Source organism: Vibrio sp. GJ43-1, from assembly GCF_055808835.1.
Genome location: NZ_CM147884.1, coordinates 2,039,508 through 2,061,013 on the forward strand (window position 1 = coordinate 2,039,508; position 21,506 = coordinate 2,061,013).

15 protein-coding genes and 6 pseudogenes are annotated in these 21,506 nt (G+C 43.9%); 9 read left to right on the forward strand and 12 right to left on the reverse strand.

The genetic code is table 11. The features are described 5' to 3' along the window. Window positions 1-44: 44 nt before the first annotated feature. From AC0L66_RS09825 to AC0L66_RS09840, 4 genes and pseudogenes are all read left to right on the forward strand, one after another. Window positions 45-1,830 (forward strand): annotated as a pseudogene (locus tag AC0L66_RS09825) (bifunctional molybdopterin-guanine dinucleotide biosynthesis adaptor protein MobB/molybdopterin molybdotransferase MoeA). A 27-nt stretch (window positions 1,831-1,857) separates the two neighbouring features. Continuing rightward, window positions 1,858-2,124, forward strand: coding sequence for a DUF2960 domain-containing protein (locus AC0L66_RS09830; protein WP_250619056.1), 267 nt, complete (start codon window positions 1,858-1,860; stop codon window positions 2,122-2,124). Window positions 2,125-2,135: 11 nt separating this feature from the next. Further along, window positions 2,136-2,369, forward strand: a complete 234-nt coding sequence (locus AC0L66_RS09835; RefSeq protein WP_473567106.1) for a hypothetical protein — start codon at window positions 2,136-2,138, stop codon at window positions 2,367-2,369. Next, a complete protein-coding gene (locus AC0L66_RS09840) occupies window positions 2,362-2,610 on the forward strand; it encodes a hypothetical protein (protein WP_473567108.1) in 249 nt (82 codons plus the stop codon). Before AC0L66_RS09835 ends, AC0L66_RS09840 begins: the two co-directional genes overlap by 8 nt. A 31-nt stretch (window positions 2,611-2,641) precedes the next feature. Here AC0L66_RS09840 and AC0L66_RS09845 read toward each other — a convergent pair whose 3' ends face one another. Then, entirely contained in the window at window positions 2,642-3,277 is a 636-nt protein-coding gene (locus AC0L66_RS09845; RefSeq protein WP_265677028.1) for a LysE family translocator, read from the reverse strand. A 187-nt stretch (window positions 3,278-3,464) separates the two neighbouring features. On the opposite strand from AC0L66_RS09845, the pseudogene AC0L66_RS09850 reads away from it, so the two are divergent. Beyond that, a pseudogene (locus AC0L66_RS09850) lies at window positions 3,465-4,948 on the forward strand (carboxypeptidase M32). A gap of 157 nt (window positions 4,949-5,105) precedes the next feature. Here the strand turns inward: AC0L66_RS09850 and AC0L66_RS09855 are convergent. The 10 genes and pseudogenes from AC0L66_RS09855 to AC0L66_RS09900 form a co-directional block, all read right to left on the reverse strand. After that, the gene (locus AC0L66_RS09855; RefSeq protein ID WP_265677639.1) at window positions 5,106-5,804 is read right to left on the reverse strand and encodes a hypothetical protein; all 699 of its coding nucleotides are present in this window, start codon (window positions 5,802-5,804) and stop codon (window positions 5,106-5,108) included. Between the two features lie 84 nt (window positions 5,805-5,888). Beyond that, the gene (locus AC0L66_RS09860; RefSeq protein WP_473567110.1) at window positions 5,889-6,953 is read right to left on the reverse strand and encodes a DUF1254 domain-containing protein; all 1,065 of its coding nucleotides are present in this window, start codon (window positions 6,951-6,953) and stop codon (window positions 5,889-5,891) included. Between the two features lie 381 nt (window positions 6,954-7,334). After that, a complete protein-coding gene (locus AC0L66_RS09865) occupies window positions 7,335-8,621 on the reverse strand; it encodes a radical SAM protein (protein WP_473567112.1) in 1,287 nt (428 codons plus the stop codon). After that, on the reverse strand, window positions 8,612-9,295 hold the full coding sequence (locus AC0L66_RS09870) for an ABC transporter ATP-binding protein (protein ID WP_265677636.1): 684 nt from the start codon (window positions 9,293-9,295) through the stop codon (window positions 8,612-8,614). Before AC0L66_RS09870 ends, AC0L66_RS09865 begins: the two co-directional genes overlap by 10 nt. Window positions 9,296-9,400: 105 nt before the next feature. Beyond that, window positions 9,401-10,552 (reverse strand): efflux RND transporter periplasmic adaptor subunit, encoded by a 1,152-nt coding sequence (locus AC0L66_RS09875; protein ID WP_473567114.1) that lies wholly within the window; start codon window positions 10,550-10,552, stop codon window positions 9,401-9,403. Between the two features lie 7 nt (window positions 10,553-10,559). Next, window positions 10,560-12,926: a hypothetical protein gene (locus tag AC0L66_RS09880; protein WP_265677634.1), complete on the reverse strand. Its 2,367-nt coding sequence runs from the start codon at window positions 12,924-12,926 to the stop codon at window positions 10,560-10,562. Between the two features lie 649 nt (window positions 12,927-13,575). After that, window positions 13,576-14,725: pseudogene (locus AC0L66_RS09885) on the reverse strand (S-(hydroxymethyl)glutathione dehydrogenase/class III alcohol dehydrogenase). 345 nt (window positions 14,726-15,070) lie between these two features. Next, window positions 15,071-15,583 (reverse strand): GNAT family N-acetyltransferase, encoded by a 513-nt coding sequence (locus tag AC0L66_RS09890; protein ID WP_473567115.1) that lies wholly within the window; start codon window positions 15,581-15,583, stop codon window positions 15,071-15,073. A gap of 79 nt (window positions 15,584-15,662) precedes the next feature. After that, window positions 15,663-16,460, reverse strand: coding sequence for a hypothetical protein (locus AC0L66_RS09895; RefSeq protein WP_473567117.1), 798 nt, complete (start codon window positions 16,458-16,460; stop codon window positions 15,663-15,665). Window positions 16,461-16,571: 111 nt separating this feature from the next. Beyond that, window positions 16,572-17,751 (reverse strand): annotated as a pseudogene (locus AC0L66_RS09900) (MFS transporter). A gap of 183 nt (window positions 17,752-17,934) precedes the next feature. Here AC0L66_RS09900 and AC0L66_RS09905 point away from each other — a divergent pair. The 4 genes and pseudogenes from AC0L66_RS09905 to AC0L66_RS09920 all read left to right on the forward strand — a co-directional run bounded on the left by AC0L66_RS09905 (window position 17,935) and on the right by AC0L66_RS09920 (window position 20,792). Next, a pseudogene (locus tag AC0L66_RS09905) lies at window positions 17,935-18,856 on the forward strand (LysR family transcriptional regulator). A gap of 176 nt (window positions 18,857-19,032) precedes the next feature. Then, window positions 19,033-19,466, forward strand: a pseudogene (locus AC0L66_RS09910) (glycine zipper family protein). A gap of 115 nt (window positions 19,467-19,581) precedes the next feature. Next, a complete protein-coding gene (locus AC0L66_RS09915; protein ID WP_473567118.1) occupies window positions 19,582-20,118 on the forward strand; it encodes a porin family protein in 537 nt (178 codons plus the stop codon). A 200-nt stretch (window positions 20,119-20,318) separates the two neighbouring features. Then, on the forward strand, window positions 20,319-20,792 hold the full coding sequence (locus AC0L66_RS09920; protein WP_428752494.1) for a hypothetical protein: 474 nt from the start codon (window positions 20,319-20,321) through the stop codon (window positions 20,790-20,792). Between the two features lie 86 nt (window positions 20,793-20,878). Here AC0L66_RS09920 and AC0L66_RS09925 read toward each other — a convergent pair whose 3' ends face one another. Continuing rightward, window positions 20,879-21,400, reverse strand: coding sequence for a porin family protein (locus AC0L66_RS09925; RefSeq protein WP_265677110.1), 522 nt, complete (start codon window positions 21,398-21,400; stop codon window positions 20,879-20,881). Between the last annotated feature and the right edge of the window lie 106 nt (window positions 21,401-21,506).

Consider the following 21,506-nt stretch of genomic DNA (forward strand, 5'->3'; position numbering starts at 1 on the left):
AGAGCGACTTACAAAAACCATCGAAATTAGAGTTTGTTATGACCATAAAAACTATCAACAACATTCCACTTCTCGGTTTTGCTGCCTACAGCGGCACAGGTAAAACAACATTATTAGAAGCCTTATTGCCGAAATTAACCGCAACTGGGCTTAAAATTGGTGTTCTCAAACACGCACACCACAATTTTGATGTCGATAAACCCGGTAAAGATAGCTATCGCTTGCGTAAAGCTGGCGCGAGCCAAATGTTAATCTCTTCCCGTTATCGTCATGCCTTAATGACAGAGACGCCAGAGGAAGAAGCGAACTTCGAACACTTACTCTCCCGTTTTGACCATAAAGCACTCGACGTGATATTGGTGGAAGGATGTAAGAATATCGCGTTTCCGAAGATAGAGCTGAACCGGAAAGAATTGAGTAAACCTTGGCTTCATCCCAGTGACGAGAATATTATTGCCATCGCTAGTGATAGTGTGCTCGACGTGCCATTACCCACTATGGACATTAACGACTTAGATGCTATCTCTCAATTTATCATCGAATACCTAGCGCCAGCTGCAAAAACTGAAGCACCAGCAAGTTGCTGCGATACGCTGTCGCCTGCCTTACTGTCGGTCAAACAAGGACAGCAGAAAATACTAGAGGCAGTTTCATCAGCAGCAATGACTGAAAATGTCGAGCTCATGTCAGCGTATGGCCGCGTACTCGCGCAAGATATCGTTTCCCCTATTAACGTACCAGCCTACACCAACTCAGCAATGGACGGATTTGCACTGCGTGCTGAAGATTTACCAACTGAAAACAATGGTCAGCAGCAATTTGATGTGGTTGCTAGCATCATGGCAGGTCACGCGTTTGACGGTACATTGCAGCAAGGTCAGGCGGCTCAAATCATGACGGGCGCGCCAATGCCAAAAGGGGCCGATACGGTAGTCATGCGTGAGCAAGCAACGCACGCTAACAGCAAAGTTTCTTTTGGTAATGCTGCTATTACACCTGGTCAAAATGTCAGACAAGCTGGCGAAGATCTTGCCATCGGACAATCGGTGTTTGAGAAAGGTACCTTAATCGAAGCCCCAGAGCTTGGCATGATAGGATCACTTGGATTTGGCCAGGTTGAAGTAAAACGTAAACTTAACGTCGCCGTCTTTTCTACTGGCGATGAAGTACAGGCGCCTGGCAGCCCTTTAAAAGCAAATTCTATCTATGATTCGAACCGTTTTACCATTATGGCAATGCTTCAAAAACTCGGTTGCGATATTGTCGATCTCGGAATTCTTGAAGATGACAAATCGGTCATGGAAGCCGCTATCTTAAATGCCAGTGAGTCAGCGGATCTCGTGGTCACTTCTGGTGGAGTCTCTGTTGGTGATGCCGACTTTATCAAAGATGTACTTGAAAAAAGCGGTAATGTTGATTTTTGGCGCATAAACATGAGACCCGGTCGCCCCCTCGCCTTCGGCCATATTAATGGTAAACCGTTTTTCGGCTTGCCGGGGAATCCTGTCGCCGTGATGGTCTCGTTCATTAACTTTGTTGAACCCGCCATTAGAAAAATGCAGGGTATCCAGCAGTTCTTGCCCTTTAAAGCAAGTGCGGTTGCTGAAATGCCGCTTCGTTCACGCCAAGGCCGCACCGAATTTAGCCGAGGTGTGTACACCATGAATGAAGAGACCGGTCAGTTAACCGTGCGTACAACTGGCAAACAAGGTTCAGGGATTTTACGCTCAATGAGTGAAGCCAACTGTCTCATTGAGATTTCTCCAAATATCGATACAGTAAAAACCTATGGAAAGCGTGACAATCGTCCCACTTCAAGGCAGAATCTAGCGTAAAATTTTCAGCAGGTAGCAAATTATGGCTCGTACCATTCTTTACACATATAAAGACGAAGACAAAACACTAACGTTTTCTTATCAACAGCATCGCAACATCCATGAAGCGGTGGCAGAAGCTGAAGGTATTGATCTGACTGAGTTCCTAAAAATGGAGCAACAAATCGAAGCGATCTCTGATACCAAGTCAGTACGTAACTACAGAGACAATCACTTTCGTAAACTTGGTTTTACCAAATTGACACTCGCTCAAAAAGAAAACCATGGTGTAGGCAAAAAACCGCAATAACCATGTAACGCATGCCATCTAACTTAATTGTGGCGACACTCGTCGCGATTAAGTTAGATCTCCCCGTTCTTCTGTCACTTATCGCTTCTCCACATGTGCAACAACTCTATTTAAATTCAATTAAGATATTACCCGTAGAAAAAACCTTAAGTCCATGGAACTTTTGGCGTGAAATGGCAACTAACTACTCTATAGATGATTACTATATCGTTAATCAAATCATTCAATTAGGGTCGTATGTTTAAGTTACTACCAATAGCCTTCATCTTTGCACTTCTTACTGGTTGCGCTGCGCAAGATCAACTGGCAAGCGAACGTGCGTTATACCAGCATAATCTAGAAGCAAGAAATTACTGTAAAGAAATCAATGAAGAGAAGTTGTCTTATCAGTGTTTTGACGAGTATATACTTAATTCACCGTCTGTAACTCAGCGTAAACTGCTCACTATTGGCCAGTCGCTACAGCGAGTGAAACAGCAATCTTAATAAGGTTTCGTGCGCACGACAAAAACTATTGTTAAAGTTGAGGTTCTTCGAGAAGTAATTTAACCCCTAAAGCAATAAGAACCACCCCGGTGGTCCCTTCCATCCAACGCATAAATCGACCACTTTTAAGCAGCGATTTAGCCGAGTTAAGCATCCCAGATAAACTGCACTGCCAAAGCATCGCGATGACAAAATGAATCGCCGCCATCGCCATAGATTGTGCAAACGGTGAATATTCGGGGTTAATAAACTGAGGCAGAAAGGCCAAATAGAACACCGCTGTTTTAGGGTTTAATACATTGGAGAGAAAGCCTTCTCTAAGAGACTTAGACGTCCCTAGTGCTTGTGATGCTATGTCGGCAACGTCTACTCCTTTTGCTCCCTTTAGCGCTCGTATACTTGAAATCCCAAGCCATATTAAATATGCCGCCCCAACGCCCTTCACGAGCGAAAACAGCTCTGCAGATTGTGTCAATATGACAGAAATGCCCAACGCAGAGAACGTCGCGTGGACAAATAGCCCAAGGCAAATACCTAAGCTTGTGATGACACCATCGTGAAAGCCGCCTCTCGAGGTATTTCTGATAACCAACGCTGTATCAAGTCCGGGGGTCATAGTGAGGATAACAATCGCGACGAGAAAAGCTTCTACATTTAGAAAATACATAACATCCACTGTTTCGTGTTCATCAAGGTCAAACAGGATTTTGACTCAAGCGATGAAAAATAGCCACTAGCGAATCGAATAGAACAACGATTTTGTTGTAAAAACAAGCCTCCCGTTAGCTTAATCTTTTCGTAGTCCATTGTAGATGTTAACGTAGTAATATCGTTCGCTTGGAAGGTTACGTAACATGGAAAACTACAATAAACTCGTTGAACATTACAAAACAATAGCAAATTATAATCATCTCTCTGCAATTTGTGGATGGGACGCTGCCGCGATGATGCCTTCAGGAGGCAACCAAGCTCGCTCTGAAGCCATGGCGCAATTGTCCTTACACATCCACCAACTGTCTACCGCCCCACACCTTTCTGACTTAATTAACCAAGCCCAAGACGAAAATCTCTCTGCGCCTGAGCATGCCAGCTTAAGAGAAATGAAAAGGCAATGGCAGCTAAGTACCGTAGTGCCGGAAGACTTGGTCAAAGCTAAATCGTTGGCTTAGCTCAAAATGTGAACACGCTTGGCGAACGCAGCGTGGGGCGAACGATTGGTCTGGTTTTTGTAACAACTTCGAAGAAGTGGTCAACCTTTCACAGCAAGAAGCGCAAATTCGTGGTGAGGTAGCTGGCCTAACACCGTACGATGCTATGCTGGACATCTATGAACCAGGCGTCAATTCTGAGCAGCTAAATAGTATTTTTGGTGATTTGACTTCATGGTTACCAGAACTAACCCAACAAGTTCAAGACAAACAAAAACAAGAATCCGTTCATACTAGTAATGAAAGCTATTCTACCTCAGCGCAAAATGCGCTAGGCCTAGAGGTAATGTCGTTACTAAACTTTGACTTTGAACATGGCCGACTCGATATTAGTTCTCACCCATTTTGTGGCGGAGTGCCGGAAGACGTTCGTATTACCACTCGCTATGACGAACAAGATTTCGTGCAATCTCTAATGGGAATTGTCCATGAAACGGGTCACGCTCGTTATGAGCAAGGCTTGCCTCGACAATGGGCTGGTTTGCTTAGCTGGGCAAGCTCGCTCTATGGGCATTCACGAATCTCAATCGCTGTTTTTTGAAATGCAGCTGGGGCGTAGTGACCCATTTATTGCTAACCTTGCGCCACTTGCACGCCAACATTTTAAAGGCAATGACCCATCCGTCTTTGAAGCAAACAATTTGAAGAAAATCTACACCCGCGTTCAGCCCGGTTATATTCGCGTAGACGCGGATGAGTTGACCTACCCCGCTCATGTCATCCTACGTTACGAAATCGAGCGCGATTTAATGAACGGTAAAATTAGCTATAAAGATATTCCTGAACTTTGGGATAACAAAATGCAGCAATATCTAGGCTTATCGACAAAAGATAACTATAAAGATGGCTGTATGCAGGATATCCATTGGACAGACGGCGCATTTGGCTATTTCCCATCTTATACACTTGGGGCCATGTACGCGGCTCAGTTTATGGCAGCGATGAAGAAAACCGTGGATGTAGATGACGCCATTCGCTCAGGGGAACTATCGCCAATCTTTACTTGGTTGTCTGACAATATCTGGAGCAAAGCGAGCCTCTTAACCACAGACGAATTAGTTAAACAGGCAACTGGCGATACCCTTAACCCACATCATTTTGAGAATCACCTCCGAAATCGTTATTTATAAGGTGAAGATAACAGCGTAGCTATTGCTCCCCATCACAATAGCTACGTTTGTAGGGCGGTTCGTACTCAAATTACCTAACTGATGACGTTTACTAAACGCCCTATAAAGCTAATGGTTAGCGTATCTAGCGTTGCATTTAGGGAGTGCGTTTTCTGCGCTAGAACGCATATTTGTATTTGAAATAAACCTCGCCACCTGTTTCTATCGATGTACTGTAATCGTACTCTTCCGCTTGCTGCCACTGGTTTGTGGTGCCAAGTCGGAATTGGTGGCTCTTGTATTGATAGCTAACAAAAGTATCGAATTTAAAACTATCCTCTTTCTCTCCATCAACCACCGTATAGAATGGGTCTAGACCGACTGACCAGCCATTGCCCAGTTGTATACGATTATAACTTCCGACGGTGTAAATTGCTCTGTGATGGCTTCCGCCCAACTCACCTGCACTGCCAATAGTCACGATTGGGTATAATTGTAGGGTGTCGTTAAGTTTTAGAGAATAAATTGCGCCTAAAGATGCTGTATAGCCATGGTACTCCTCCTCACCTAGTACCTTGGCAGTGGTTATCGTATTGTCAAAGTACACCCCAAGATCACCAACTACTCCCATTCGAGCGTAACGAGTGTTGATGCTATCCAAACTATCTTTGGACTCGATAGATAATAGATTTTTACCCCAACCCACACCAACAGAGACGTCGCCGTTTGTCTCTTCACCGTTAGCGCCGTAATTCTGAGACAAGGTACCGCCTACGCTTGAGTACACTGCCGTTGGGTCGCTCATATCTACATCTTTAGCGAGTGCAGACAGTGACACAATAGTCACCACCAATAATGCTAATTTTCGTTTTTTCATTACTTTCACCCAGAACAAAAGTGGGTGGCTTTATTTACCACCCACTTTCAAAATCATGTCGCCTCTTGAGTCATCGAGTACTTTCTAGTCATCTAGTACTTTCAAATCATCTAACACGTTGAAGTCTCCAGATTTAACAATCTCACTAGGTTGGTAATGACGCATCATTAAGTTCCAGGCGCCTGTGTCGTTGTTAATATCAATATTGTTCTTCTTACCTTCACAACCAAAGTGGATGGTAAATGTTCCATCGGCATTAGGTTCGGCGGTATAAGAGTTCAAACTCGCGTTCTCTGAAAACATGTAGATGTCTTTGTTGTACACGGTAAGTGACCAGAATGCGCCGTTCTTAGGGTCATCGAAAGTAAGGACCTGACACTGCATATTGGTGTTTTGTTTGGCCGCTTGATAGACGTTATCTACGGTGTTAGCGCCAGCCCAGCCCATAGCGGCACCAATTGAGTGCTTATAAGCATCAACTTCATCGGACGCGCCAAACATATTAAAACTGTTAATCCCTTTCGAAGCGCTGACCAACAGTTCGTGATGAGTCGCTTCAAATGACTTAGTCTCGTAGTTCACAGGGACGAAAGGTACTGCGGAACCCGCTTTAAGCACTAGGTTGTTTTGTACCTCGCGCATTTTTTCCATGTCAGCTTCTGTCGCATCGGTACCTAAGCGAACGACTATCCATACGTACGGTGTAGACCCTTTGATCTCGACTACGTTGGGTTCAGTTCCCCCGTAAGCTAGATGACGAGTAAAGTGATTCCCATCGACTTGCTGTAATGACAGGTAACGCCCTTTCTCAACAGCAGGAAGCGTAATCTCAGCGCCCTTCGTCGTATCGACTAAAATGGTCGAGTACAGTGTGTCTTTTTGCATGCGAACCACATTCTGCTTATCAACTGGGGTAGGTTCACGGTAGTGCAGCCAATTGTTAATGCCAACGCGCTCCTGTTGGATTAAGAAGTTACGCTCAGACTCAGCTTGTGCATAGTTTCGTACCGTCACAACCTCAGATGAAGCGCTTTTGTCTTCAAAATATTTAAGGCCGTTTTCACCAGTAAAACTGTCTGTACCTCCTACTGCTGCGAACGCTGAACCAGTAAAACCAAGAGTAAGTACGGTTATTAATAGTTTTTTCATAATGCATACCTTATTTGTGTTGCAACAAGGCGACACAGACAAACCCAAAACAGCGAAACATTTTTACCGCTTTGAATTTAGCCACGATGTCTATCCTTGAGTAAGTTGAACTATTATTGAGTTGATAAAACAACGCATTTCTTAATCGTATTGTTACCTGTTTATGATATTACTGGAAATCATTAGTTCTCATGACTGATATCCACTTAGGTAATAACAAAACGCATATCATTTGCCTGCAACAACGGAACGTGATCTCACTCATTTCAAAATATGCGGATCTTTGTCGAACCTTCTATAGATATAAAAATGCCCCATCAGAAAGATGAGGCACTATGGTTCTTCACACGTTTTGGTCTAGCCGTCGTCGGGGTTTGTAAATCACGCCTCTCGCGCTAAAGAAGCATATTTAGCGACGGTATTGAATAGCTCCCTTGACCCACAGCAGGTCTTACTGGCTTTACTATCGTACTTTAGAGAGTTAATCCTGTCATGAGAACACCCGCCACGGCAAAACTGAAACCATTCACATGATTTGAGTGCGCGTAAACTTTGTTGCTCTTCTACTATCATATCGTTGTGAAACTCTGACTGCTCATAAAGCGTTGCCAAATCGTGTTTTAATATCGAGCCATAAACCGAGCCCGGAGTGCCAAGGTACTTGTCGCAAGCTGTAATATCGCCATTAGGCTCTACGGTGATGATTTCTCGAGCGCAATTCTGATCCCAATAACATTGAGAATGTTGCGAGGTTTCCTGAGTCAGGTAGGCAACAATATCTTCAAACAATGGGATGGAAAGCTCGTCTCTGAATGACTGCCACCATATTTTGAATACTGCGCTAAGAAACGAAATGTATTCTCTGTAGGTGATAAATCGTTTGTCTTGCTCGATGTCCGAAGTTTGTGTATTGCTCGGTACATAGTTTAAGAACTCGACATTATCTATTTGGGCGGCAACAAGGTTACTTAACATAGGGGTAATTTCACACGTCGTTATTTCTCTATCGACCACCATCAGCGCACCATATTGAATATGATGCTGCTTAAGTTTATTGAGCGTTCGGATTATCCTGTCACTACAGCCTCTACCATTAATATCAACACGTCGACGATCATTTATAGCTGGCGAACCATCAAAACTGACGCCTACCGGAAGCCCAATGCCTTTTATAAAGGTGACCCATTCATTTGACATACTGAGCGCGTTAGTCTGAATGCTATTAGATATCTGTTGGTTTGGGGTTTTCAGTGTCTGTTGAACCCAAATGAGTTTTCTGAAAAATTCTGGTTTTAATAAGGTGACTTCGCCACCATGCCAAATAAACTCAAAGCGCTGAATATTAGGCGTAGACAAAAGCCGTTTGACCATAGTAACCACAGTTGAGAAACTCATGGTTGCATCCGGTCGGTCTGACCACGAGACACAGTATTTACAACGTAGATTGCACTTACGTGTCACCTTAACGATTGCCACGAGTTTATTACCTGTTACCGCGCGTGACGACGTAACATCCTGATTAATTCTGTCAAACGCTATCACTTCGTCGACTGATAGCATGTTTTCCTTTGGGGTAGACCCTATGATATGGGCTGCAAGCTTTTTATAGTCCTTATTTGCCAGTGCGATAAGGTTGTCAGGGTCAATTAGCCTATTATCTATTGCCATGTGTTAACTCTTTCCTCTACGATTTCACCATCATGCATAGTCAGTTGTTTAGTACCGTAATTCGCCGCGTGGTTTGAGTGCGTCACCATGACAATGGTTGCCCCGTTGTGATAAATCTTGCGCAAAGTTTCGAGCACGACCTTACCGGATTCACTATCAAGGTTACCCGTAGGTTCGTCCGCAAGAATCAGTTTGGGCTGACTAACACAGGCCCTTGCAATGGCGACGCGTTGCTGTTGCCCGCCTGAAAGTTGGAAAGGCTTGTGGTTCAATCGGTGACCAAGTTGAATATCTTGCAAACTTTTCTTGGCCATCGATTTGGCTTGCACTGGTTTGTATCCTCGATACAACAGAGGAAGTTCAACGTTTTCAAGTGACGATAGGTGCGGGATTAGGTTGAAAGATTGAAAAACGTAACCCAATGTCGCTCTTCGAACCCTTACTATCTTGGTGTTGCTCATTCGAGACACCTGATGCTCATCCAATGTATATGAGCCCTGATCTAACGCTTCAAAAAGTCCTAAAACATTAAGCAATGTTGACTTTCCGCTACCAGACGGACCCATGATAGAGACAAACTCATGATTATTTATCGTCAAATCAATATCATTTAGAGCAGTGGTACGAACCGTATCGGTTTGGAAATGTTTCGTCGCGTTAGCCAGTTCAATCATTAGCGGCAACCTTTATAAATGCAGAGTGAGTGTAGGTGTTGTTATTGAGAGTAATCACGATCATTTCGCGGTCTACCCCCTCAAACAGCTCGACTTGCTTATTACCTAGCTGCAGCGAGCTTTTACCTTTGAGCGCACAGCGATCCGAGTCGCTGGATCGAAATGATAGAGGTATTGATGTCCACCTTCGTTGACGATGGCTTTTTCTTGGGTAATGAAAGCTTTATCTGGCGAAGTGGTTTGAATATTCACCGCGATAGATTGACCCCGAGTGAGGGTGTCAGGTTTGAGATCTTTAAATTCAAACTTGACCTTGAATTTGCCATTTTTAACGAGCTTAGAAGTCTGTTTGACTGTGAGAGCATATGGCTTGCCATCGATCGTTGCTATAACCAATGATGTGTCATGAATTTGGTGCAAATAATATTCACCAATTTGTGCTTCCAAATGATAGGTGCTTGGCTGGTCAACTAGCCCAATGGTTTGTCCCGTAGCAATATTCTGCCCTATTTTAATATCTAGCTCTGAGACCACACCATTAAAGGGAGACCGTATGACCAACTGATCTAGCCCCTGTGAAACGAGGGCTTTCAGCTCAAATAGCTCCTCGATGGAGGTATCAATTACTTGTACGTGTTGTGACGACGCTTTCATTTCCGAACCTAGGAATTCACGTAGCAGGTTGTATCTTGTCTGCCAGTGTTCCAGCTTGTCGGTTAAATTGTGGATTTGATTCTCTTCAATGTAGCCAGAGCTAGAGATGATTCGTTTTTTAGCTAACTCTCTAGACAGTATGTTCATATTGTATTTCGCCTCACTGTAATCAAGCTGGCTGTTGAGTTGCTGACTTTCTATGGCCAATTTCAGGCTACGCAGATTTGAGATCTGCTCAGCGATGAACGAAATTCGAGACGAAGTTTCCATGACAAGATTATGATTGCTGAGCTCTGCAATCACGTCTCCTTTTTGTACCGACTCTGACGCAGTCCTATTGATCTGGGTGACATTTCCACCGGACAAAGCAGTAAGAACGTGACTACTGCTAGGGATGGCGATGGCTCGGGCGTGAATCGTTTCACTGACCACTGATCTTGTGACGTGATGCATGGCCACGGCGGTATCTGGAACGCGAATAGTTTCATTATTAGGTCGAAACTTCCAAGCTAACCAAACTAACATCGCAATGAGCAAAGTAATGGAAAGAAGGACAAACCATGACTTGAGGTGAATACGTTTTTGAGGAATATAAGTGTCCATAGCTTATCTATTCTAGGTGAGCTCGATTAAATTTTCGGTGAGATATTAAGTACACGGCGACAGAAATGACGGCGGCAAACAAAGCAAGCACAGTGATGGAAAAACCAGAATAGAAAATCACAATGTTTGACTCATACGCTGGAAGCGGAATAACATTTTTAGACGCTAACGTTCCTATCCACAAAGCGGCAATCGCTGCTATCAAACTGGGCAGTGTGAGTCGTTTGAGCAAAAATAGAACATTCATTGTCTTATGCGCGCCCATCGCTTCCATAATGGCCAATATTCGACTCAACTTTTGTGTTTCTGATAAGCCTACCAGCAGAGAAGTCATCACAAGCAATGCAATACAAACTGCGATCAATCCTCGTAGAACACCGCCAATTTGGATCTGTTCGTCAAAATATTCACGCTGCAGTTGTTCAAGCAAGATCCCTTTTGAGGCGCCGGGGTAACTATGTTGAAATTTGACTAGTTTGCTCGCTAGGTCGTGCTCGGTTTTAAACGCTGCAATTACATATCGCTGGGGTTGATCTGTTATCAGAATTGCGGTCGCTAGCGGAGACTCACTCAGCTCTCCGAGTTCAAAGTTCTGGATCACTTTTGTGACAGTAAAAGCGTACGGGGTCGAATCAAACGTAAAGTTAAAACGATGGTTAATGAGTTTCTCAAATTGAGTAAACCCAAACTGCCGAGCAAAGCTCTCCGTAACAATGGCATTGTATTCAAACTCTTTTGGGTTAACTTCAACAGCAGAGCGATGCCCTGCCAGTGTTTCTACCCCCAATACATGATGAATATCAGGGCCTGCATACATTGCGTTTGTTGATATAAATTCGTCTTCATTGGTTTGCATTCCATGCTGTAGGCCCAAGGAAATTCTCGATTTATCAAATGGTCGCCAACTACTGGTTGCGACAAATTCTATGTCTTGCTGAATAGCGCTAGGTATGGATGTAACAGGTGTATTGTTCGCGCTTTGCGCTATTTCTAATACCGCATGTCGATCAGATTGGTAGCCATAGTCGGTTTTTAACAGGCGCTCATTTTCAATGTAGCTTGCCAAACCTAAGCTGACCATAATACCGGAAATGAGAATTTGAATACCCAAGAGAAGGTGGTTTGATGACCAGTGCGCCGTTTTCTCGTATCGAGTGGTCGTAATGTTGTGACTGACACTACGAATAACGCGATAACTAATGATGCTTTCATACAATAAGGTAACGGTCACAAGGCCAACAAAAACATAAGTTATCGTCGTTACGTTTTGGGCAATAAGGTATTGAACTTGTGGGGAAAGGTCGAATTGCTGCTGGATAACAATACTGAGGATTTGGGCTGAGATAAAACAAAATGATAAAAACAACAATTGATAACTAAGGACATCAAACAGCGCCTGCGATGAGCAGCACCCAACGGACAACTTTACCTTTAAACTCTGCAATTTCTTTGTCAGTGAAATAGAGCTTAAACAAAAATAGCAAGCCACAGTACAGCAAGCGACAATGAATCCAACCATATAAATGATGTTTAACGTCGCTTTGGAAATGGTGTTATGGATATCGTCTGGCAACCCCAAGTCATAGTGTATCTGTGATACTGGGTTTGCCTGCAGATCGATAAACTCTTGGGCTGTAAAAGGTGCGCCCGGAAGATTGGGGGCATTCTGGCTAACAAAGTCAGACAACATTGCTGATGATAATGCATTGGCTTCGCTAAGCTGAGCAAACAAGTAAATAGCAACGTCGTACCAGTTGTGTGACACACCGTGGTAATAATTGTCCCAGAGAGCACTATGATTGACAATCGCTCCGACTCTAAACGACGTGTCCTCCCTGATTGATAACACGTCTTTGATGGTGAACAAGCCAATGCTCTCCACATGAATCACTTTTCCCTTTGGCTCATCAAAACCCAGGTAGTCTCTATTAAACTCAGGTGTAATGATTATCTCGTTATCTTTAAGTCGAGGAGGTACCGTGGTAAATGGATTTATCAACGAAAAGAAATTATCGCTCGCTGTATATAAGTCGCGAGTAGTGGTGGTAGTGGTGTCACTTTTAAGAGTGACTCTTGGATTTCCAAGAAAGCTCGCACCTTCAACCATAGAGCTTTCTTTTATTGCGTGATACGCAGGAAAAGGAGCCATAGAGGAGCGAACGACATCACCGTTGGGCAGGTTAAAATTAGTCTGAAGTCGAACTAAGTTTTCGCTTGTCGAATAATAACTATCAATCGCTCGGTCGGTCACAAAAATTGAGACCGAGAAGCTGAGACACATAATGCCAACGACATAAGTTAGATAGGAAATAAGCATCCCGAAAGGGTCGGCCACTATGTCATAGGCCAGCTCTTTTAAGCAATTCAATCTCATACGCTACCAAGATCACTGTATATTTTAGTCATAGTTAGCCCGACCCTTTCGGTGACTTATGAAGAGCATTTAACGGAAGTCGCTCTATTCTTTATTGCCGAAGCCTCGAGACCAACTCCACGCAGAAATAGCCTGACTTCGTTCAAACAGTTCTAAGTTGAGGGATGAGGTTAGAACCTTTTCAGTTCTACCCATACCCAGACTAGTATCCAGAGCGTTAAGTTTATGATTCAGCGAATTGACAGCAGATTCGTGTTCGCGAACGTGCAGTTTTTCCAAAGCACTCATAGGTGATCTCCTTTATATCCATGATTTAATTGTGGTTAATTGTAGGGTTTGGGCTTTACGTTTCAAAAATAACTTACCTATGATTCAGGTGACCGCTCAGATAACAGAACTTTCATATCAAATAGTTACATTTATATTGTGTTGTGCCGTGCAGTTTCCGGGGAGTTTCGAAAAAATCAGACAATCAAAATATTACCAACGATTGGCTTAATTGGAGTGAATTAGAACAGAACAGGACAGGACAGAAAAAGCCAGTACAACACAAAAAAAAGCGCCTCTGTTAAACAACAGAGGCGCTAGACACATCATTTATCACTAATCTTGTAACCTAGTATGGCTTTACCCTAGGTCAACACTACCTTTACTTATCCATATGTAGAACGGTACGGATTGACTCACCTTTGTGCATCAATTCAAACGCTTCGTTTACATCTTGTAGACCCATGGTATGAGTGATGAACTCTTGAAGACCAAACTCACCTGCCATGTAGCGGTTAACGATTTCAGGTAGCTCTGAGCGGCCTTTCACGCCACCGAAAGCAGAACCACGCCATACACGACCGAGTAACCAGTTGGAATGGACGCGTGGAGATCTCTTGACCCGCGCCAGCCACACCGATAATGACAGATTCGCCCCACCCTTTGTGACAGCACTCAAGTGCTTGACGCATCACGTTAACATTACCGATACACTCAAACGAGTAGTCAACACCGCCATCCGTCATGTCAACAATCACTTCTTGGATTGGCTTATCAAACTTCATTGGGTTAATGCAGTCAGTCGCGCCAAGCTGTTTCGCTAGCTCAAACTTGCTTTCATTAATGTCTACACCGATGATTGTTTTTGCGCCCGCCATACGTGCACCGATAATGGCAGAAAGGCCAATACCACCAAGACCAAATACCGCAACCGTATCGCCTTGTTGTACTTTAGCCGTGTTTAGCACAGCACCCATCCCCGTTGTGACACCACAACCAAGCAGACAGACTTCTTCAAGTGGCGCTTCTTTAGCGACTTTCGCTAATGAAATTTCTGGAAGTACTGTGTATTCAGAGAATGTAGAACAACCCATGTAATGGAAAATTGTTTCGCCATTAATAGAGAAGCGGCTTGTGCCGTCTGGCATTAGGCCTTGACCTTGCGTTTCACGCACCGCTTGGCATAAGTTTGTTTTGCCAGAAGTACAGAACTTACACACACCACATTCTGCGGTATATAGAGGAATAACATGGTCGCCAACGGAAACGCTAGTCACACCTTCACCGATCATTTCAACAATACCGCCACCTTCGTGACCTAAAATTGATGGGAAGATCCCTTCTGGATCGTCGCCAGAAAGCGTAAACGCGTCAGTATGGCATACACCCGTTGCCACGATACGAACAAGTACCTCGCCCGCTTTAGGAAGTTGTACGTCAACTTCTTCCATTTTTAGTGGTTCGCCAGCAGCCCAAGCTACCATAGCTTTTGATTTAATTGATGTTTGACCTGGTTTAATTTCAAGTGCCATTGGGTTTTCCTTTTTGTTTACTTCGGGACAGTAAAATGAGCGATAAAAATAGACGCCGCATAACGCGAACGAAGAGTGTGCTCACTCGCTGTTTCGTTTTGATGGGCTTAGTATAGATAATTACCAATCTTTGATAATCCCACCAAATTGAAATTAATTATTACGATTATGTAATAATAATGCACCAGCGAATCCAAGGTTTCATTTCTAAAACACAATGTGCTTTAGAAATGCGATGCCTTTGTACAACATTAGGATTAATTATGGCGTTAGACAAAGTCTAATTAAACATAAACTGGGGTGTTAGGAGTACAGGGAATAGTAGCGACAGGATGGCTAACAAGGCTATATATCATTAACACGTGGTGCTGCTGCGTTCACCGAGCTGTAGACATGGTTTTCGACAACCAAGCCATGAAAGTCTAATGTGATGCGCCCTACTCGAGAAAAACCTAAATGTTGATAGAACCCATTCGAAGCGTTCTCTACCCAGGTATATAACCAAAAGCGTGAACCAAACTTTAGCGCGACTTCTTTTAACAGCTTACGGCCCAAACCTTTTCCTGAAAATATGTCATCGACATACAGTTTTTCAATTTCAAACCCATAGCTGTCGTTTTTAAAACGGGAGCCTAGGTTGACCAAAACAAAACCTTGCAGTACACCATCATGCACACTGACCAACAGTTCGTAATTTGGGTTTACCAACAGATTCAAGAAATAATCTTCACTGAATGTAGCAAGCACATGTTGAGAATATTCCTTACGAATACCGTCAGTCGCATAAGTAGTTAGCCATACTTTAATCGATAGCACCGCGAGATTAACACAATCGTCTGGTGTTGCTTCCCTAATCAAATGCTATTCCTTCTTCCATTCTACGCGCCGAATTCGCAAGTTATTAGCTTAACATCGATACGAGTTTGAAGTCAGTTCCTTAGTCTCTGAATCCTTGGCCAGTATAACGTATTGTCGATAACACAGGATATCGACCATTCGGCCACTGAAGCAGCGGATAATGGTACTGCTGTGATTCAAAAATACTGACTATGTCTGGTAAAGAGTGTTGCAGTTCTTGGCGATTCTTTAAGCGCATCTCATCGCTAGTTAAGTCCACACTCGACTCCAAATACGCCGCGGTAGCTAAATAAAAAAACTCCGTCGTTTTACACGCGTTGTCGCACGTCGGATCTTCGTAACGGTAGTAGCCGGACTTCTCCGCATACTGCCATTGTTGTCGAAGCTTGCTTTGCACGGTCGCTTTGTCACTGAAAACTGATGGCAACATAGATTGCCAACCCGCATTGGCAATCAGATGATGAATTTCTTCCTGCGACGCATCTCTGGCGCCAGTTGGATTCGTTTCACTCGCAGCAAGGTCCTGTAATACCATAGTGTCGAAGTATGGCGCTAACTGTTCGATGGCGCGATCAGTCATTCCATCATCTGACATCACCAAAGTCGCATGGTTTTGACGTAGATGCGGGAGTAGTCGTGGTTCGTCGACGTTACCATCCTGATCATTGTCTAACCACTGTGCAGTGACGTTAGCGGCATACTCTAACTTTGTAGTTGTCACATCCTTTGTTGCACAAATTGTCACAGCATCAAACACCCGTGCTTTCTTCACAAAGAAAGGTCCTGGGCATCCATCGACAGGTTCCTTTGCCGGAGAAAATTCAGCGGCAGTCGTGACGCCAGAAATGATAATGAGTAAGCTTGCTAATGATTTCATCGCCGTTCCATGTCCATTATTTAATCACATGTACTGTATCATTTAGTGCGGAGTGTCTGTGTAATGCTACGTCATACCTTGTCTACACTATGCAATGCCGTTGTGTTTTCATTAAGCTTGCGACGCTGCGGAAAAGTGATTTTCTCGTCGATTTGCAAATAGAATCAATCCCAATCCGATGACCGGAACCACAATAGCAGCAAAAGGGATCATGCCTGCACCCACTTGGCTATCGATGACGACACCGCCTAACACACCACCAAAAGCATTCGCTAAGTTAAACGCGGATATATTAGCCGTCGCCGCTAACTCTTGACCGTCGCCACCATGATTCATGACACGTAATTGCATGGTGGGTACATTGGCAAAAGAGGCAACACCGAATACGAAAGCCGCGGCCACAAATAGCCACTGATTATTAACGGCAAGCCCGACTAAAACTAACGACGCTATCATTGCTATAACCCAAAAAATCGATGCCTTTTGTAAATTATGATCAGATGAACGGCCACCTAACGTATTACCAACAATCAGACCCACCCCAACGACAACCAAGATCCATGTTACAGCGTCTTCACTAAATCCAGTCACGTGCATAGCTATCGGTGCGATATAGCCATATAACGTCATAAAACCCGACCAAGCAAACACGGTAATTGCCAAGCTCATTAACAACATTGGGTTTTTAAAGGCTTTCAATTGCATTGCGCTACTTTTAGTCTCTCCATGCCCAGTTGATTGAATGCCGGACAAAATGAACACCATTGCGACGAGTCCAAAACCCGCGACCACTAGAAACGTAACATGCCAACCAAATTCCAAACCAATCCATGTGCCTCCTGGTACCCCTAGGACGTTAGCTAACGTAAGACCTGCAAACATCTGGCCCACAGCACGGCCTGCTAATTTTTCCGACACTAAACTGGTCGCCACAACAGCACCAATGCCATAAAAAGGGCCTTGCACTAACCCTGTGATCACTCGGCTCCACATAAGAACATGGTAATTAACCGCAAACGCAGACATTAGGTTACCGAAGATAAACAGCACCATTAAACTGGCGAGAACCGCCTTTTTATTAAATCGAGCCAAATATATCGTCAGTATGGGCCCTCCAAATACAATCGCTAATGCATAAGCACTAATCAAATAGCTAAGCCTGCCCTTCAGTGATCGACAATGACTGAGCGATTTGCGGCAAAATACCAGCTATCACAAACTCTGCAGTACCAATGGCAAACGCAGCAAGCGTCAATATCCATACCTGCATGGGCATCTTGTTGTTATTCATACTTACACTCTCTTCATCGCTATGGAGCACGTGATACCACGACTCCAATTGGGTAATAATTGATGCCCTCTATTCTATATATTCCATTTAATTTGATAATTACCTTAATTTTGAATTCATTATTCGGTTAAACTAAATAATAAGCCTAATAGCGTGTTAGATTGACAGTAAGTGGGAGTCACTATGGATAAGTTTGCAGATATGACAATGTTCGTTAGCATCGTCAAACACAAAGGGTTAGCCGCTGCGGGGCGAGAACTGGGCTTGTCTCCCGCCACAGTGACCTCGCGATTGAAAGCCTTAGAGCAAAGATACGGAGTTAAGTTACTTAACCGAAGCACACGCCATCTATCATTAACCGATTCTGGAGCACTCTACTATCAGTCGAGTCTAGAGATTATTAATAATGTAAATGAAGCGGAAAGCTTGCTTCAAAGTGGTTTGAATGAGGTCAAAGGAACCCTTAAAATAGCCGCCCCTAGCGATATTGGACGGCAAGCTATTCTGCCAATACTCACATCATTTTGCCAACAGTACCCAAATGTCATCCCTCATTTATATCTCAACGATACACTCACCAATATCACGGAGTCTGGTATTGATATTGTCATTCGTTATGGCGAGCTGGCTGACAGTAACCTCATCTCGCGACGGCTTGCATCAAGTCAACGTGTTCTTTGTGCATCCCCAGAATACCTTCGCAAGCATGGCATACCCACTACCCCGTCGGAACTCACAGACCATCACTGTCTCGCCATGTTACGAAGCCATGAAGAACTCACTCGATGGCACTTTCGCCAGGGTGATGCCCATCAGTCAGTCGCAGTTCAACCCCGTCGTTTTTCTGATGATGGTGAAGTGATACGTCACTGGGCATTAGACGGTTATGGCATCGCACTAAAGTCCCTATTAGATGTTCAACAGGACATTAATAGCGATAAATTACAGGTGGTTTTAAGTGACTATCGAGTTAACTTCACCGCGTCAAATTCTGCATCCAGTAGCGATTTAAATGTCGTCTATGTCAGTCAAGCAGTATCAACCCAAGCGAATTCGCCTTTTTCTAGACTTTCTCTTAAGCGAATTTGAAACGCCTAGTTGGTAATTCGTTCTCAGTCTTATGCGCATCCATAAGACTGGAATCCTTTAGCCACCATAATAGATGGGTATTCTTAGTCTGATTCCATTTGGTTATCAGACTAATAACAACGAATCAATTCTCACAGACTGAATCATCTCGTAATATTTACCTCGTCCCAACAACACAGAGTGAGATCGAGAATGACATTAACAATCAAGCATACTAAAGCCGCTATGGTGACAGCTACCTTGATGGTGCTTGCAGGATGCTCTTCACCCGCCTTTGATTCAGACAACGAAAATGCAGCACGCAATCGCGGCGCCGCAGGTGGGGTTTTACTCGGCGCGACGATGGGAGCGCTCACACGGCGGACGCTGGCTTAGCCGCAAAGGGCGCAGTCGCAGGTGGCGTGGCAGGTGGCGTGGCGGGGTCAATGAAAGACCTTGATGATTCACGCTCATCTAGTGACACGCAAGTCCTGGCGGATGGCGTATCTCAAGATCATAGAAGTGACGCAGAAAAACGGGTCGCTGAGCTAGAAGCTGAGATTAGAATCAAAGAGCTAGAAGCACAACTTGCTGAAACTGAATCCAACAAGACTGAGTCAAAAGATCACACTGACACACAAAGCTAGTCACACGCTACCTACAACTTTTCAGTATTAAACGATAGTTAAACGTTTAATACATAATCGAACACTATCAGGGACAAATTAGAACGGACGCTACCACCACTAAGGTTCTAAGACTATGACGTTTAGCAAATTTATTCTTCCAGCAATCTTCGCTTTTTCTGCCGCAGCACAGGCTTTTGCTTCAAACAACACTGACGTATCTGGTCATCGTGTCGGGCTTGGTTATTCAAACACAGACCTCGTTATTGATAACAGCGGCCTTGATTGGGGTGACGGTATCAAGCTTGAATATGGCTATGACATTAACCGCATTGTGGGCATCAACGCTTCATACCAGAACAATAATGGAAAAACAGGTAATCTAGAAATTGACGGCAGTAATTACAAAATAGATACCGACCTTGGTTACATGTTTACGCTAGACGGCTGGGCGATCAAGCCCTATGGTGCAGTCGGTCTCATTCGTGCCAATGAAACACAAACTCGTAGTAATGGTAAAACATTTTCAAATAAAGAAACATCATTGATGGGTGGGTTTGGCGTACGAGCGAACATCGATATGGGTTTGTATACCGATTTACGCTATGACTTTTATAACGTAAATAATTTGAACACTGACCAACTGTCACTAACTGTCGGCTACAAGTTCTAACCTCTCTCATCCTTTCTTTGTTAAGGCTCACACCGTTTGAGCCTTAACGTCCCCTTATGCAATAGCCCTACCTTCTTGTTTGCACTCATTGCTAATCCCTTTAAACATCTCTAGAAAAGCAACCTGATATACCATTCATATTATCAATTTAAAGCAAGGACTTACCAAGACACGGATGGTCTCCTATAGAGAACATATGAATGAATAAATTACTGCTAGCCACCCTCTTCACCGCCTCTTTATCTGGCTGCTCTGTGTACAACATGGCGAAAGAAGTTTCTCAAATGATCAACTACGACGTCACTTCCAACGATGTCTATTTTAATTCATCAGACGGTAGCCAATATTTAGTGGCTCCAAACCGTAACAAAGAAAAGCATCAAATTCTGGTGTGTTACAACAACGAAGGTCTCTTTTCCTATACCGCCGAAGAACCACTACGAGCGGCCGCCAATGAATGGCTTGAACAGAACCGAGATGGCGCGATTGCGACCGAAGGAAATAAAAACTCTGGAGTAGTGGAGGCGCGCGTTTGTTACGAGTATCTGTACGAAGCACCACAACCAATTGGCGCATATCTTGATGAAGAAACAGGTGAGGTTGTCATTGTTGGTGAAAAAATATTAGAAAATGACAAGGATTCTGAGGTTACAACACTCGACGACGAATCGTAGATAACGTCGAGCTAAAACCTATTCACAGACATTAAAAAAGCGACCTTCGGTCGCTTTTTTAAGATTCATACGTCTATCACACTATCTTAGAAGATGTGAAGCGTTGCGTTGATAGTGAAACTATCTAGGTCTTTACTGTTTGCAATGGTTTTTACACCATTGAAACGCTGCCAGCTCGCGCCCACAGAAAGCATGTCTGTCACAAAGTACTCAGCACCAACACCGTACATAAAGTCAGTACCGTTGTCGCTGCTTTGGTTGCTTAGACCGTTTTTATAATCCGCGTTGTAATAGTGCAGACCACCTTTTGCGTACAGCTGAACCGGACCAATATCGATGCTTGGTTTAAGCGCTGCATACCAAGAGCCTAGCTCTGCATAACCATTGCCTTTGTTTTGGTCATTGATATCGAAATTACCGTGCTTCCAGTAACCCGCTTCAATACCAATAATTGGTAGAATACCTGTACCAACATGGAAACCCATTGGTGTGTCGCTGTTGTTATTGTAGTCAGCACGACCTGCAGAAACACCACCGTATAACCACGCGTCAGCAAATGCCGACGTCGATGCACCAACAAGCGCAAGCGCTAAAAGTGTCTTTTTCATTGTAAACCTTCTTGTTTATGAAATAGCGGTGAATCCAATAAAAGCCACCGCGGAGCTTTATATATCACATACCCTATCTTAAGAGGAATCCCTTCGTTTCAAATTT